Origin of the sequence: Euzebya tangerina (assembly GCF_003074135.1) — a bacterium.
GTDB lineage: Bacteria > Actinomycetota > Nitriliruptoria > Euzebyales > Euzebyaceae > Euzebya > Euzebya tangerina.
Genome location: NZ_PPDK01000001.1, coordinates 3126831 through 3141468 on the forward strand (window position 1 = coordinate 3126831; position 14638 = coordinate 3141468).

At 68.9% G+C, this 14638-nt stretch carries 11 protein-coding genes; 6 read left to right on the forward strand and 5 right to left on the reverse strand.

What is annotated here, in order from left to right; genetic code table 11:
- Positions 1-21: 21 nt before the first annotated feature.
- Positions 22-1785, reverse strand: a complete 1764-nt coding sequence (locus C1746_RS14485) for a cell wall-binding repeat-containing protein (RefSeq protein ID WP_116715246.1) — start codon at positions 1783-1785, stop codon at positions 22-24.
- A 61-nt stretch (positions 1786-1846) separates the two neighbouring features.
- A complete protein-coding gene (locus C1746_RS14490; protein WP_116715736.1) occupies positions 1847-2842 on the reverse strand; it encodes a potassium channel beta subunit family protein in 996 nt (331 codons plus the stop codon).
- 96 nt (positions 2843-2938) lie between these two features.
- Here C1746_RS14490 and C1746_RS14495 point away from each other — a divergent pair, with 96 nt between their 5' ends.
- Positions 2939-3112, forward strand: coding sequence for a hypothetical protein (locus C1746_RS14495; protein ID WP_162867767.1), 174 nt, complete (start codon positions 2939-2941; stop codon positions 3110-3112).
- 3 nt (positions 3113-3115) lie between these two features.
- Here the strand turns inward: C1746_RS14495 and C1746_RS14500 are convergent, their stop codons facing one another.
- Entirely contained in the window at positions 3116-3808 is a 693-nt protein-coding gene (locus tag C1746_RS14500; RefSeq protein WP_116715248.1) for a histidine phosphatase family protein, read from the reverse strand.
- Between the two features lie 37 nt (positions 3809-3845).
- Complete coding sequence (locus C1746_RS14505) at positions 3846-5147, reverse strand: MFS transporter (RefSeq protein WP_116715249.1); 1302 nt, start codon at positions 5145-5147, stop codon at positions 3846-3848.
- 90 nt (positions 5148-5237) lie between these two features.
- On the opposite strand from C1746_RS14505, the gene glgX reads away from it, so the two are divergent.
- Genes glgX through C1746_RS14520 form a run of 3 tightly spaced genes read left to right on the forward strand, consistent with a single transcriptional unit; the run spans position 5238 to position 11058 of the window.
- The gene (gene glgX / locus C1746_RS14510; protein WP_116715250.1) at positions 5238-7469 is read left to right on the forward strand and encodes a glycogen debranching protein GlgX; all 2232 of its coding nucleotides are present in this window, start codon (positions 5238-5240) and stop codon (positions 7467-7469) included.
- Positions 7466-10132, forward strand: coding sequence for a malto-oligosyltrehalose synthase (gene treY, locus C1746_RS14515; protein WP_116715251.1), 2667 nt, complete (start codon positions 7466-7468; stop codon positions 10130-10132). Before glgX ends, treY begins: the two co-directional genes overlap by 4 nt.
- Positions 10129-11058: a DUF368 domain-containing protein gene (locus tag C1746_RS14520; RefSeq protein ID WP_116715252.1), complete on the forward strand. Its 930-nt coding sequence runs from the start codon at positions 10129-10131 to the stop codon at positions 11056-11058. The genes treY and C1746_RS14520 overlap by 4 nt, the downstream gene beginning before the upstream one ends.
- On the opposite strand, the gene C1746_RS14525 is transcribed toward C1746_RS14520, so the two are convergent.
- Positions 11003-12226: a glycosyltransferase family 4 protein gene (locus tag C1746_RS14525; protein ID WP_162867768.1), complete on the reverse strand. Its 1224-nt coding sequence runs from the start codon at positions 12224-12226 to the stop codon at positions 11003-11005. The two genes, C1746_RS14520 and C1746_RS14525, sit on opposite strands and share 56 nt — an antisense overlap.
- Positions 12227-12262: 36 nt before the next feature.
- Here C1746_RS14525 and C1746_RS14530 point away from each other — a divergent pair, with 36 nt between their 5' ends.
- On the forward strand, positions 12263-13090 hold the full coding sequence (locus C1746_RS14530; RefSeq protein WP_116715254.1) for an alpha/beta fold hydrolase: 828 nt from the start codon (positions 12263-12265) through the stop codon (positions 13088-13090).
- Positions 13087-14550 carry a right-handed parallel beta-helix repeat-containing protein gene (locus C1746_RS14535; protein WP_116715255.1) on the forward strand — a complete coding sequence of 488 codons (1464 nt, stop codon included), beginning with the start codon at positions 13087-13089 and terminating at the stop codon, positions 14548-14550. The genes C1746_RS14530 and C1746_RS14535 overlap by 4 nt, the downstream gene beginning before the upstream one ends.
- Positions 14551-14638 lie beyond the last annotated feature (88 nt).

Genomic DNA, 14638 nt, shown 5'->3' on the forward strand with positions numbered 1-14638 from the left:
GGTGGCCACCCGGACCGGCGCTCATCCGCCGGTGATCACCTCGATGGACTGCACCACGTCGTCGCTCACGAACGACAGGTCACCGAGGACCACTCGTGAGGGGATCATCGAGATCTGCGAGTCGATGAGGTACTGCTCGGTCTCCGCCGGCAGGCTGTCGGTGCGGACCCCGAGCTGTGGGGCATCGATGGCAGCGGACAGCGGTGCTGCCGCCAACGCCAGCGTCCAGGCGTCGGCCCGGTCGAGGTTGACGAAGACGAAGTCCTCGTCACTGGCTGGGATCTCCGGCCACAGGGACGTGGCGACATCAACAGCCGTGGCCATCCGGTTGACGCCGGCCACCCGCTGCGGGTTGGGCACCGCCGCCTCCACCTCAGTGCCGATCACTCCCGTGCCACCGACCAGCACTGTTCGGTCAGGGTTGGCCTGGGCGATGATGCGCGCGGCCGCGGGATGCAACGACCTGGTGTCGGACAGCACCAGCAGCGCGCCAGCCCGCGCGTGGACCCACGCCCCACCGGTGATGGCATCCGGCCAGTTCAGCCCGTACGCGACGACCACGTCGCGCGGTGGCAGGCCGTCCTGCCCCAACTCGAAGATGGTCTCCTGCGCGATGGCCTCAGCAGTCTCGAAGCGCGTCGGACCGGACAGACGTCGGACCTCGTAGCCCGCGGCCGTCAACTCGTCCTGCACGGGCTGGGACACCGCGTTGACGCCACCCAGGAGGTACACCACCCCGCCGGGGACCAGTGCACGATCGATCTCATCACGCGTCCGGTCGTCGAGCGCCGCCGTCGGACCGCCGGTGGTGAAGAGGATGCACTCGATGAAGGGGAGCTGCGAACCAGCCAGGGCGTCGGCGAAGTCGTCGCTGCGTGCCAGTGCCACCTGTGCGGCCCGCCCGTCATCGACCAGGAAGTTGCAGATCTGGTCAGCCACGTCGACCGCGTCGCCGGCATCCTCGCCGGGAAGACGGCTCGTGCCAGGATCGCCTGGCTCGGGGTCGGTCGGCGTGGGCGTCGGCTCGGGGCCCGGCACCTCCTCCTGCGTGAACCCGGAGTAGCGCGCGTCCGATTGGGAGTAGTTGTAGAAGCCGAACCTTCCGGTCGGATAGGCACCGTCGACATCCATGACGGTCTGACCGTCAAGGACCAGACGGAAGTTGGTGGAGGTGTAGGTCAGCTCGAAGCTGTACTCGGTGTTGTCCTCCCAACCGCCTTCAGGGTCCCACGCCGTGGCGAGCACCTCGGCTCGGGGGTCGTCGTTGATCTGCTCATGGCACCACAGGGTGTCCAGGACGAAGTCGCTGTTCACCCGCTCATCTGGCGTCTCGCTCAGCTGGCCGTCGACACGCGTGAGCGTGAAGCCTGCGGGCGACGTGCACCCACCAAACCCGCCTTGATCAGCCTGCTTCCAGCTGAGCACCACGAAGTCGTAGTCGAACGGATCGGACGCGCCAGGCGCGGTGTAGCCGAACACGAACCCGACGATGTCGTCGTCGCCCGTGGTCTCGACCTCGAAGGTGCCGCGGATGGTCTGGTTGATGACCGTCTCCGGGCTGACGAAGAAGAAGGGCTCACCGTTCTGCTCCTGGACGACCTGACTGCCGTCCGGCGCAACGGTCCACGTCCCCCCCGGCCCGAAGTCCTCCCAGTTGCGGAGGTCGAAGTCGATCGGCTGGCCGCCCGACTGCGCGGTAGCCGGTGGCAGGAGTGCGAGCAGGAGAACCAGGGTGGCGAGGGCCGTCACGAGCAGCCCTCCCCGTGATGCAGCAGTGGAGGTCATGCATCACGTTGTATCAGACACACGCCGGATGGCGCCGTCGGTAACGGTCTGGTGAGATGCGCTACTGCGCGGCCGCGTCCACGCCGTCGCCCATGATCTGCTCGATCCTGGCCATCACGTCATCATCGAGTTGTGCCAGGACGGCCAGCGCCTTCATGTTCTCGGTCACCTGCTCGGGGCGGCTGGCCCCGGTGATGACGGTGGAGACGTTCTCGTTCGCCGCGCACCACGCGATGGAGAGCTGCGCCAAGGTGCACCCCAGCTCGTCGGCCACGTCCTTCAGCCTGGCGACCTTGGCGTTGGCCTCATCGTCGGTGACCATCTTGCGCAGCCAGTCGTAGCCCTCGAGCGTGGCCCGACTGCCCTCTGGAACGCCGTCGATGTACTTGCCGGTCAGCAGGCCGCTGGCGAGCGGTGACCAGGTGGTCAGCCCCAGACCGATGTCCTCGTAGAGACGGGCGTACTCCTGCTCCACCTTCTCGCGGGACACCAGGTTGTACTGCGGCTGCTCCATCACCGGCTTGTGCAGGTGGTGGCGTTCTGCGATCTCGTGGGCGGCACGGATCTCGTCGGCCGACCACTCCGACGTGCCCCAGTAGAGGGCACGGCCGCTTGCGATGATGTCGTGCATCGCCCACACGGTCTCCTCGATCGGCGTGTCGGGGTCGGGTCGGTGGCAGAAGATCAGGTCGAGGTAGTCAAGGCCCAACCGCTCCAGCGAGGGGTCGATGGCCTCCATGAGGTACTTCCGGTTGAGGGTCCAGTGACTGTTGATGGCGTCTGGACCGTCGCCGTGGATGCCCCAGAAGAACTTCGAGGAGATGACGTAGCTGTGCCGCTCCCAGCCGAGCTTGGCGATGACGTCGCCCATGATCTGCTCGGACTGGCCGCCCGAGTAGACCTCGGCGTTGTCGAAGAAGTTGACGCCGTGCTCACGGGCCTCGGTCATGCAGTTGGCGGCCTTGTCGATGTCCAACTGGGGTCCGAAGGAGACCCAGGAGCCGAAGGAGAGCACGCTCACCTTCAAGCCGGAGCGTCCGAGGCGGCGGTAGGTCATCTCAGTCATGAGGGATGTCTCCTGGGAGGCGAAGTGCGTCGTGCATGACGGTTGCCACGCGGGACCGGCAAGAAACGTCTGGGTACCCTGATGGTCATGGACAGTGTGCAGACGATGCGATGGATCCTGGTCAACATGTCCGCGGCAGCGGCGGTCGTGGCGATCGCCTTGGGCTACTGGACCGCCGGGCTGATCCTGCTCCTGGGTGTCGCCGCGCACACCACGCACTGGTACCTGCACAAGAAGCGGCCAGAGGCTGCGGCCGAGTAGAGCTCAGGCCGTCACCAGGTCGGGGAGCAGGTGCCCGACGTCGGAGAAGTGCTCGAGCGCCCACATGTCCGCGGTGGCGATCGGACGGCTGCGCAGCACGGTGATCGAGGCGTGGTTGCAGGGGAACCGCTCCCACTCCCACGGCTGGGGGTCGAGTCCCAGCAGGTGTGAGGTGATCACGGAGTTCGTGCCGGCGTGCGCCACGAGCATCAGGCGTGGGCCATCATCGGGGACGTCCCAGAGGCGTGCGGGGTCGTCGACGTGGCGACGGCCACCGAAGCGACCGAGGAAGTCCTCCAGGCCACTCGTGATCCGGGTGTGGAAGTCGCGAAAGGACTCGCTGCCCGGTGCGCCCTCCCACCACTCGTCCAGCGGACGGGTCTTCAGGCTCTCGAGCACCCGGATGACGTCGTCCTCCGGCTGACCCTCCCAGGCGTCCGGGGGCCCGATCTCCAGGGCCCACGGCTCGGCTGTGGCGGTTGTGCCCAGTGCCTGTTCGATGGGCCGTGCCGTGGCGACGGCTCGGCGGGCAGTCGAAGAGAACAGGCCGTCCACCGGCCGGTCCTCCGCAGCTAGCGCCTTGGCCACGCGGTCGGCCTGCACCTGGCCGAGGGACGTCAACTCGGGGTCGTTGGTCGACGTGCCGTCGGCGGTTCGCCAGGCGGGCTGAGCGTGCCGGATCAGAACCAGTTCCATGACGGCGCACAGTACCGCGACGGGCCTCGGGCTCGAGTCAGGAGACCACCTCGGGTGCTGACTCCTCCAGCTCCAGACCCATCGTCTCGGGCAGGTAGCGATACCCGATCACCGACACAGCCGTCGGCACGCTGACGACCCAGGCCGCCGTAGAGAACGATCCGGTCGCCTCAGCCACCAGCCCGAAGGTGATCAGTCCGGCCACCGCCCCGATGGTGCTGGTCAGCGTCACCCAGCCGGCGGCGGTCCCGCGAATCGACGTGGGGAAGATCTCCGCCGCGGTGGCGGCGACCGCAGGCGCGTAGCTGGAGCCGATGAAGAGGGTCGCGACATACCCGCCGGCTGCCCCCCACGCCCCCGCGGAGTAGGTGAGGACGCCAGCCCCCGCCAACGCGAACTTGGTCCACATCGCCGTCGGGATCCGCCCGATCTCATCGGCCAGCCAGATGCCGAACAGCAACCCGACGCCGCCCAGGACGCCGCCGATGGGCAGGATGATCGTCTGCATGGCGGGGGAGAGACCGACGACCGCCTCGCCGTACAGGAACAGGTAGGTGTTGACCGGGCCGGTCAGGAACGCCAGGACGAAGCCCAGGCCGCAGAGGAGGGCCAGACGGCCGACCAGGGGACGGGGTACCCGCCCCAGCCGCTTGGCGGCGGGCGAGTCGGGATCGATCTCACTGATGACCAACTTCGCTCTCGCGGGCTCGTCCACCAGGCGAGCAACCAAGGGGATCGTCGCCAGCAGCGGGATGGCGACCAGCAGGATGGCCCGGTACCCGATCGCGCCATCGGTCAGCCCGCGCAGCAGGACGGGTGCGCCGGCGCCGATGCCGTAGCCAGCGGTGATCACGGCGAGGGCCTTGGACCGGTCTCGCGTCGCCACCTCCTCCGCCGCAATCACCCCGGCGACGGCGTTGACCGCCGAGGCCAGCGGTCGTGCCACCGCGAGGATGATGATCAGCGGCCAGAAGGAGGGGCTGATCGCGCCGGCCGCGGTGAGGCCCAGGGTCAGCGCCGTCGCCACGAGCAGGACCCGCCGTCGACCCAGTCGGTCCGCCTGTCGGGCCACCGGCAGCGCGGCGACGGATGCCAGCCGGATGATGCCGAGCGCGATGCCGAGCGTCCCGAGGCCCAGGCCGGCCTGCTCGACGATGGAGGCGTCGGATCCGGGGACGCCGATGTCGAACGCCTCGGCGATGTCGGGCAGGGCGGCCGTGGCGGTGAACTGGGCGAACCCCGCGTAGATGCTGAAGGCAGCGGCAGCCAGGACCGACGGGTGCCGCCACGCGTGGACGGTGATCTCGGTGTCGACCGGGGGAGAGGGTGATGCAGACAGGCCTCAAGGGTAGGCCGGGCCGGCCCCCAGGCCAGACCAGGTCCACGATCGCGCTCCGTGCAGGCACCCGTGTGCGAGGCTGGGGCGCACATGGATCCTGTCAGCAGCACCAGCGGCCCCACCCTGCCGGGCGAGCCCTACCCGGTGGGGGTCACCTGGGATGGGCGAGGGGTCAACGTCGCGGTGTTCTCCGAGGCCGCCGACGGCGTCGAGTTCTGCCTCTTCGGCGACGAACCGCAGGACGAGGTGCGGTTCGAGCTCGCCGACTCGACCGGCTTTGTCTGGCACGCCTACATCCCCGGCGTCAGCCCCGGCCAACGCTACGGCTTCCGGGTCCACGGCCCGTGGGATCCCGGACGTGGGCTCCTGACCAATCCGACCAAGGTCCTGATCGACCCCTACGCCAAGTCCATCGAGGGGGACATCCGGTGGGATCCGGCCTGCTTCGGCCACGACCTGAACGACCCGGACCGACCCAATACGACGGACAACGCTCCCTTCGTCCCGAAGTCCGTGGTGATCAACCCGTTCTTCGACTGGCGGGACGACGCACCACTCCGCCGCCCCTTCGCCGAGACCATCACCTACGAGACACATGTGAAGGGCGCCACGGCCAGGCACCCCGACATCCCGGCCGGACTCCGGGGGACCTACGCCGGGTTCGCCTCCGCACCCTTCGTCGAGCACCTGGTCGACCTCGGCGTCACCGCGGTCCAACTGCAGCCGGTCCACCACTTCCTGACCGACCATTTCCTGTGGCAGAAGGGACTGTCGCAGTACTGGGGGTACAACACCATAGGCTTCCTGGCACCACACGCCGGTTACGCCTCCGGCGGGACCTTGGGCCAGCAGGTGTATGAGTTCAAGGGCATGGTCGCCGACCTCCACGCTGCCGGGCTCGAGGTCATCCTCGACGTCGTCTACAACCACACCGGCGAGGCCGACCACCACGGTCCCACCGTCTCGATGCGCGGGCTGGACAACCCCTCCTACTACCGGCTCGACCCGCACAACCCGCGGCGCTACATCGACTTCACCGGCACCGGCAACAGCATGAACGTGCAGAACCCGCACGTGCTGCAGCTGATCATGGACTCCCTGCGGTACTGGATCACCGAGATGCACGTCGACGGGTTCCGCTTCGACCTGGCCGCGACCCTGGCCCGCGAGCTGCACGACGTCGACAAGCTGAGCGGCTTCTTCGACATCATCCAGCAGGACCCGGTCATCAGTCAGGCCAAGCTGATCGCCGAGCCGTGGGACCTCGGCGACGGCGGGTATCAGGTCGGCAACTTCCCCGTGAAGTGGACCGAGCTGAACGGCAAGTACCGCGATGCGATGCGCAGTTGGTGGCTGGGCGCACCCGGTGAGACGGGGGTCGGTGAGGTGGCCAGTCGGCTGGCCGGCTCGAGCGATCTGTACGCCCACAACGGCCGTCGGCCGTACGCCTCGATCAACTTCGTTACCTCTCACGACGGGTTCACCATGCGGGACCTCGTGTCGTACGACCGCAAGCACAACCAGGCCAACCTCGATGGCGGCACCAGCGGCGAGGATCACAACCGATCCAACAACCACGGGACCGAGGGGCCGACGACGGATCCCGACGTCCTCCGCCGCCGCGACCGGTCCGTGCGCAACATGCTGGCGACGCTGCTGCTCAGCCAAGGCGTGCCCATGCTGCTGGGGGGTGATGAGTTCGGACGTACGCAGCAGGGCAACAACAACACCTACTGCCAGGACAACGAGCTCACCCACTATGACTGGGCCTGGACCGACGCTGACCGTGCCATGTACACCTTCACGAAGCGGGTCATCGCCCTGCGACGCGCCCATCCGGTCTTCCGGCGACGCCAGTTCTTCGACGGCGGGGAGGATCTGGTGTGGCTGAATCCCGATGGCACGCCGATGGAGCCACCCGACTGGGACGAACACGACCGTCAGACGCTCGGGTTCTTCCTGAACGGCCAGGCGTTGCCCACACGGGACGAGCGCGGCGAGATGGTCACCGACGACAACTTCCTGGTCCTGCTCAATGCCACAGGGGACGAGGTGGAGCACGTGATACCGGGCGTGGAGTTCGGTGAGCGCTGGCAGGTCGTGCTCGACACCGATCAACCGCGCATCGCGCGTGACGAGCGGTCGATCATCGCGGCCAAGGACCAGGTCCGAGTCAGCGACCACGCGCTGCTGGTCCTGCGCTCGTGTGGGCACGCCGAGAGCCGGACCCGGCGCGTCGAAGACCGCAGCAGCGCCGCACCCGGAGTCGGCCACCGGTCCTCGGTCCTCGGTCCGCCCCGTCCGGCCCAGGAGGCCTCGTGACCAGCGCCGATGTGACCAGCGCCGATGTGACCAGAGCCGATGTGACCAGCGCCGATGCCACCGACGCCGAGGCCTCGCACTCCACGATGCCGCAGGCGACGTACCGACTGCAGCTCACCGCGGACCACCCCTTCGCGGAGGCGGCGGCGCTTGTTCCCTACCTCGCACGTCTCGGCGTCTCCCACCTGTACGTCTCCCCGATCCTCGCGGCCCGCCCCGGGACCCGGCACTTCTACAACGTGGCGGACCACGGCAAGATCGACCCGGTGCTGGGTGGCTACGAGGGCCTGGTCGAGTTGGCCGAGACCGCGCACGCGGCGGGGCTCGGGTTGATCGGGGACATCGTCCCGAACCACATGGGGATCGGCCAGTGGAACTCCCGGTGGGAGACCCTGCTGCGCGAGGGTCAGTCGTCGCAGGACGCCAAGTTCTTCGACATCGACTGGGAGACCCCGCTGCCGGGCGCGGCCGGCAAGGTCATCCTGCCGGTGCTGGAGCGACCGTACGGCGAGGAGCTCGCCGCCGGCAACCTGGGCCTGCAGGAGATCGATGGTGAGCTACGCGTCACCTACGACACGCTGACCTTCCCCCTCAACGCCGAGACCACCCGTGCGGTGGAGCGGTCGGGCAGCGAGCGGCTGGTCGGCACGCCGGGAGAGCCGCGGTCCTGGAGTCGGATGCACTCCCTGCTGGAGCAGCAGCACTACCGGCTGGTGGGCTGGAAGGCCGGCAAGCGGCTGATCAACTACCGGCGCTTCCTCCACATCACCGAGTTGGCCGCACTGCGCGTCGAGGACCCGGTCGTGTTCGAGGCCACCAACGGACTGATGATCAAGCTGGTCACCGATGGTCTCCTCGATGGCCTGCGGGTCGACCACATCGACGGACTCGCCGATCCCACCGAGTACCTCACGCGTCTGCGGAACCGGGTCGGCCCGGACGCGTGGTTGGTCGTCGAGAAGCTGGCCCGCCCGGACGAGCCGCTCGACGTCCGCTGGCCGGTGGACGGCACGACGGGGTATGAGCTGCTCCGGGTTGCCCTCGGTGTGCACCTCGATGCCGACGGCATGGCCGAGCTCCGTCGGCTGGCGGCCCGCCACGGCGCGTTGCCCGGTGAGAACGACCTGATGGTCCTGAAGCAGGTCATGGTCGAGGAGCACCTGGGCCCTGACGTCCGTCGTCTGGCACGCGTCACCTGGAATGCCTGCCAGCAGAGCAACGACGTCCGCGACGTCGACTACCGAACCCTGCTGGAGGCCGTCAGCCGGTTGTTGGTCGCGATGCCCGTCTACCGGACCTACGTCGATGCGGAGACCGGCCAGGCCAGCGGCCGAACGGTGGAGATCATCGAGCGCGCAGTCGCCAGCGCCAAGGCGGCCGACAGCGGCGACACCATCCCGGACGTCCTGTGGCGGTACCTGAGCCGGCTGTTCTCCGGCCAGATGCCCCGCGCCATCGCCGCCTCCGAGGCGATCACCCGGTTCCAGCAGATCTCTGGTCCGGTGATGGCACTCGGCGTCGAGGAGCGCCTCTTCCTGCGCCACAACGCCATGGTCGCCGCGTGTGAGCTGGGATCAGACCCCTTCGAGCCGGCCCTCGACCTCGACGAGGCCTGGGAGGCGATCCAGCTGCTGCCGGATCGGGGCATGCGCACGACGGCGTCCCACGACACCAAGCACGCCGAGGACGTCCGACAGCGCATGGCCGCCCTCAGCGGGATGGCGCAGCGGTTCAGTGCGCTTGCCGACGAGGTCCTCGCAGCCACGGATCCGCCGCTGGCATCCCTCGGCCTGCGACTGCTGCAGGTCGCCGTCGGGGTGTGGCCCATCACGGATGACGGGTCAGGTGACCTGACGGAGATCCTGGACGTTCCTGACCTCCACAGGCGCTTCACCGAGTACGCCCTACGCGTGGCCCGGGGGCAGAACATCCTGACCAGCTACACCGAGAAGGAGCCGGAGGCCGAAGCCGCAGTACGTCAGTGGTGCGACCGGGTGTTCGATCCGGACGGCCCGATCGCCGGACGACTGCGCCCGCTGGCGGTGGCGGCCGCAGAGATCGGCATGGTGGCGTCGCTGTCCCAGATCATGCTGCGCCTGGCCACCGGGGGCACCGCCGACACCTACCAGGGCACCGAGCGGTGGGACGACTCCCTCAGCGACCCGGACAACCGGCGGTCCTTCGACTACACCGACCGGCGGGATGCGGAGGAGCGCTGGAGCCAGTCGACGCCGGACCTCGAAGAGCTCTGGGCCAACCGGCGGAACGGTGAGGTGAAGCAGTGGGTGCTCGGACAGGCGCTGCGGGCTCGGCGGGCGCACTGGTCGGTCTTCGAACCCGGCTCGACGCTGCACCGCTGTGCTGTGACCGGTCGGTGGTCCGACAGCCTGCTGGTCGGTCACCGCAGTGCGGCAGACGATGGCGACCAGTGTCAGGCCGTTGTGATCGCTCCGGTCTCGCTGGGCCGCCTGACCGATGGTGGACGATTCCCTGCGCTGGGCCGCGTCTGGGGTGACACGGCGGCAACGCTGCCCCCGTTGACCGAGGGCCGAGTCTGGCGAGATGCGTTGACAGGAGCCACGCTGGAGGGAGGCGACACCACCCGGATCGCCACCATCCTGACGTCGCTCCCCGTTGCGCTGCTGATCGCAGACCTTCCATGACCACACCTGGCTCGCCACCGCTCCAGACCACCACGACCACCCGCTCGCCCCTGATCCTCCGCGTGGCTCAGGGTATGGCGATGGGCTCAGCCGATGTCGTCCCGGGTGTCTCCGGCGGCACGGTCGCCCTCATCCTCGGCATCTACACGACCCTGGTGGGTGCGATCGAGTCGGTTGCCTCGACCGCCGGCTCCCTGGTGCGGGGCGATCGGGTCTCCGCCGCCAGACACTGGCGAGCGGTGCCGTGGGGCTTCGTCCTCCCCCTCGGGACCGGCATGCTCGTCGCGCTCGCGATCGGCTCGGTGGTGCTCCCGCCGTTGCTCGAGGGCTACCCGGTCCAGACCAGCGCGGCGTTCTTCGGGATGATCGTCGCGTCCCTCGCGGTGCCGTGGCGCAAGGTCGCCCCACGTGGGGTGCGGGAGTACGCCGTGCTCGTGGGGCTGACCCTCGTGGCGTTCGTGATCATGGGGCTGCCAGAGACCACGGTCAGCGGTGAGGTCTCCCTGCTCCGGATCGGCGCGTCGATGGCGGTGGCCATCTGCGCGATGATCCTGCCGGGGGTGAGCGGGGCGTTCCTGCTGGTCGCCCTCGGCGTCTACGAGCCGGTCCTCGAGGCCGTCAGCAGCCTGGACCTCCCGGTCCTCGTCACGGCGGTCGCCGGTGCCGCGTTGGGACTGGGGCTGTTCTCCAAGGTGCTCGGCCACCTGCTGGACCACCACCTGTCGATCACGATGGCCGGTCTCACGGGACTGATGATCGGTGCGCTGCGCGTGCTGTGGCCGTGGGGTGGGCTGGAGGGTCGGCTGGACGCACCGCCGGCCGCTGGTGAGGCCGTCGTGGCGCTGGTGGTCGCCGTCATCGGGTTCGTGCTCATCCGGACACTGGTCGTGGTGGGCGAGAGGACGTCGCCCGCTGACCCGGACTGACGCGCCGGTACACCTCGATCGTGTGGTCGGCGGCTTGCCGCCAGGTGAACGACGTCGCGCGGGCGGGGCCCCGGGCGCGCAACCTGGCTTGAGCCGAGGGATCGCGGAGGAGGGAACGGAGCGCGCCCCGTAGGGCCTCGACGTCGCCGGGCGGGACCAGCACGCCTGCGTTGCCAACCACGCCGGTGAGCCCACCCGTGTCGCTCGCGATGACGGGCACGCCGGCTGCCATGGCTTCGAGGGCGGTCAGGCCGAACGGCTCGTAGAGGGAGGGGATGATGGCGACGGTCGACTGGCCCAAGAGCCGGACCAGGCCCTCACGGCGCTGGTGACCGACGAAGCGGATCCGGAGGGCCGGTCTGGTGCCGCCGCCCCCGATCGGCGCCCGCCGCCGGCCGAGGATCCGTACGGCCTGGTCCTTGAGGGCGGTGGCATGTGTTCCCTCACCGGCGATCGTGACGGTCAGATCGCTGGGGACGTCGAGATCGGCGAGCGCGTCGAGGAGCACGTGGATGCCCTTCTCGTACTCGAGCCGTCCGGCGGCGAGCACCCGCAGGCCCGTCGTCGACGGAGCGTCGCCACCCGACCATGCCGCGATGTCCACGCCGCCCGCGATCACCTCGACCGTCGCGGGGTCCGCGTCGAGCTGCTGGATCAGGTGGTCGCGCATGTGGGACGCACAGACGATCACCCGATCGGACCGCGCGACCAGGTGCCGCTCCTGCGCATCGATCCAGCGGGAGAGGCCAGGTGGCAGGAAGCCCTGATGGCGACCTCGCTCGGTGGCGTGGATCGTGGTGACCAGCGGCACACCCCACGCTGCAGCCAGCACCAGGGCCGCGTGGCCGGCCATCCAGTCGTGGACGTGGATCACCTCGGGACGGTCCTGGTCCGATGCGTCGAGGACCCGGTCGACCATGGCCATCCCGGCGTCGAGGACACCCGCGACCCAGTGATCCGGGTGCAACCCCGGCGCCGTCCGGTTCGCACGGAGCACCGTGGGTCCCGTTGTCGCCGCTTGGTCGTGCGTGCCATTCGCCAGGGCGGGGGTCAGCACGGCCACCTCCAGACCAGCGCCCACCTGTGCTCGGCTCAGCTCCGCGACGTGACGCCCCAACCCGCCGTAGAGGCGTGGCGGGAACTCCCACGACAGGTGCAGCACCTTCACGTCGGTGACGGTACGCCACACGTATCCTCGGTGCCCATGGACGGTGCCGCAGTCTCTGATGCCTACATCGACGATCACCTCATCCGGTTGGGATCGGGCGAGCCGCTGCTGCTCGTCCACGGCCTGGGGCACTGCAAGGAGGGGTGGGACCCGGTGTTGCCCGCTCTGGCTGGGCGCTTCGACGTCTGCGCACTGGACCTCCCCGGGTTCGGCGGCGCCCCACCGCTCCCGCACACGCCCGACGACCGTGCTCTGGCCACCTGGTGTGCGGCGGTCATGGACGTGCTCGGGTGGGACCGGGCCCACATCGTCGGCAACTCACTCGGCGGCCTGATCGGCCTCCACCTGGGCGCGGCCGGACGGGCGCTGTCGGTCACCGCGCTCTCCCCGGGCGGACAGATCGTCGGCTGGGAGGGCACCTACGCCACGCGGATGCTCCGGCTGATCAAGCGCATCGCTCCGACGCTGGGCACCGTGCCCCTCCTGGTCGACACCGACGCCGGGCGACGAGTGCTCTACGGCCTCGTCTTCGGGCACCCCGAGCGGCTGACACCCGGCTATGCGCGACTCTCGGCTGCCGCGCTGACCCGAGCAGACGGGTTCGACGACACCCTGGATGCGGTCACGCTGGTCGTCCAGGATCTCCCACCGCCACAGGTCCCGACGACGATCGCCTGGGGGACCCGCGACCGGCTGCTGTTCCCCCGCCAGGGTCGTCGCTGGCACCAGGCACTGCCCGGCTCCCGGTTGGTTGCACTGCCGGGTCTGGGACACACCCCGATGCCGGATGACCCCGAGATGGTGGTCGAGGTCGTGACCCGGACGGCGGCAGCCGCGACAAAGGTCGACGTGGCGGCCGCATGAGCTCGACCAGGGCGGTGGTGATCGGCGCTGTCGTGATCGGACTGGGCATGGCCGCCGTGGGCTACGTCCTGGCCCTGCTGACCGGCCCCGAGGTCCCCGAGGGCTTCCTAGACGGCGAGTACGTCCGCGTGACCCCCGAGGAGGACCTGGCCGCCATCGTCGCCGCCAATCCGGCAGGCACGACCTACCTCGTCGGTCGTGGCGTCCATCGTGGCCACACGATCGCACCCAAGGACGGCGACACGATCGTCGGGGAACCGGGTGCGGTCCTCAGCGGCGCGGTCGAGCTGACGACCGAGGACTTCTCCGAGACCGACGAGGGATGGGTGAGCGGGGAGCGAACCGAGGAGCCCTTCTTCCACGGCCCCACCTACGACGGGTTCGAACGCCACGCCGCGCAGCACGAGCTGTGGGGCGGCGTCGAGCGGCTCGAGCACGTCGCGACCCGAGCCGAGGTCGACGAGCCCGGCGAGTGGTTCTTCGACTACGACGCCGATGAGATCCTGATGTTCGACCCGCCGAGTCGGTACCTGGGCCTCGAGCTGTCGGTGCTGGACGACGGCATCCGGTCGGAAGCGGCCGATGTGACCATCCGGGACCTGACCGTCACCCGCTACGCCACTCGGGCACAGATCGGTGCCATCCAGGCGGACGGTCCCGGGTGGGACCTGTCGAACCTGACGGTCACCGACAACCACGGCGTCGGCGTGCGGCTGGGTGATGGTGCCCAGCTGCGTGACTCGCTGGTCAGCAACAACGGGCAGATGGGTGTCCGCGGGGAACGTGGCAGCGGCATGCGCGTGGAGAACACCGAGATCGCCTACAACGCGAGCCTGCAGTTCGAGTGGTTCTGGGAGGCGAGCGGCACCAAGTTCCTCTACGTCCGCGACTTCACGTTCATCAACAACTGGGTCCACCACAACGGCGGACCTGGGATCTGGTTCGACATCGACACCTACGACAGCGCGGTCATCGGCAACCTGGCCGAGCACAACGAGGTCATGGGCATGTTCATCGAAGCCTCATTCGGGGCCGAGATCACCTCCAACACGTTCCGCAACAACGGCTTCGGCCCCAATGCGGGACGGCTGGGGGCCGGCCTGTCGGTATCGGCCGTGTCGGATGCGGTGGTGACGGACAACCGCTTCGAGGACAACGCCATCGAGTTCTCCGGGATCCACTACCGCCGCGAGTCGGAGGAGACCGGCGAGACCTACACCATCGAAGGCCTCGTCTTCTCCGACAACCACGTCGAGGCGAACAGCGAGGGAGCCGTCGCGTTCTACGTCGACACGGGCGAGGATGAGCTGTACGACAGCGACCAGATCACCTTCACCGACAACACCTACGTGCTCGGCGACTGCGAGCAGTGCTTCCAGTGGGGTGAGCTGATCGACACGCGGGGCTGGCTGGCGCTCGGCAACGACAGCGAAGCGGCCATCCAGCAGGCGTCGGGCTAGCGCACACCTCCCGGGCAGTGGCCGTCCAAGTGGTCACGCGACGGCGCGGTAGGGTCCGGGTCTGACGACCATCCGACAGATCAGGAGG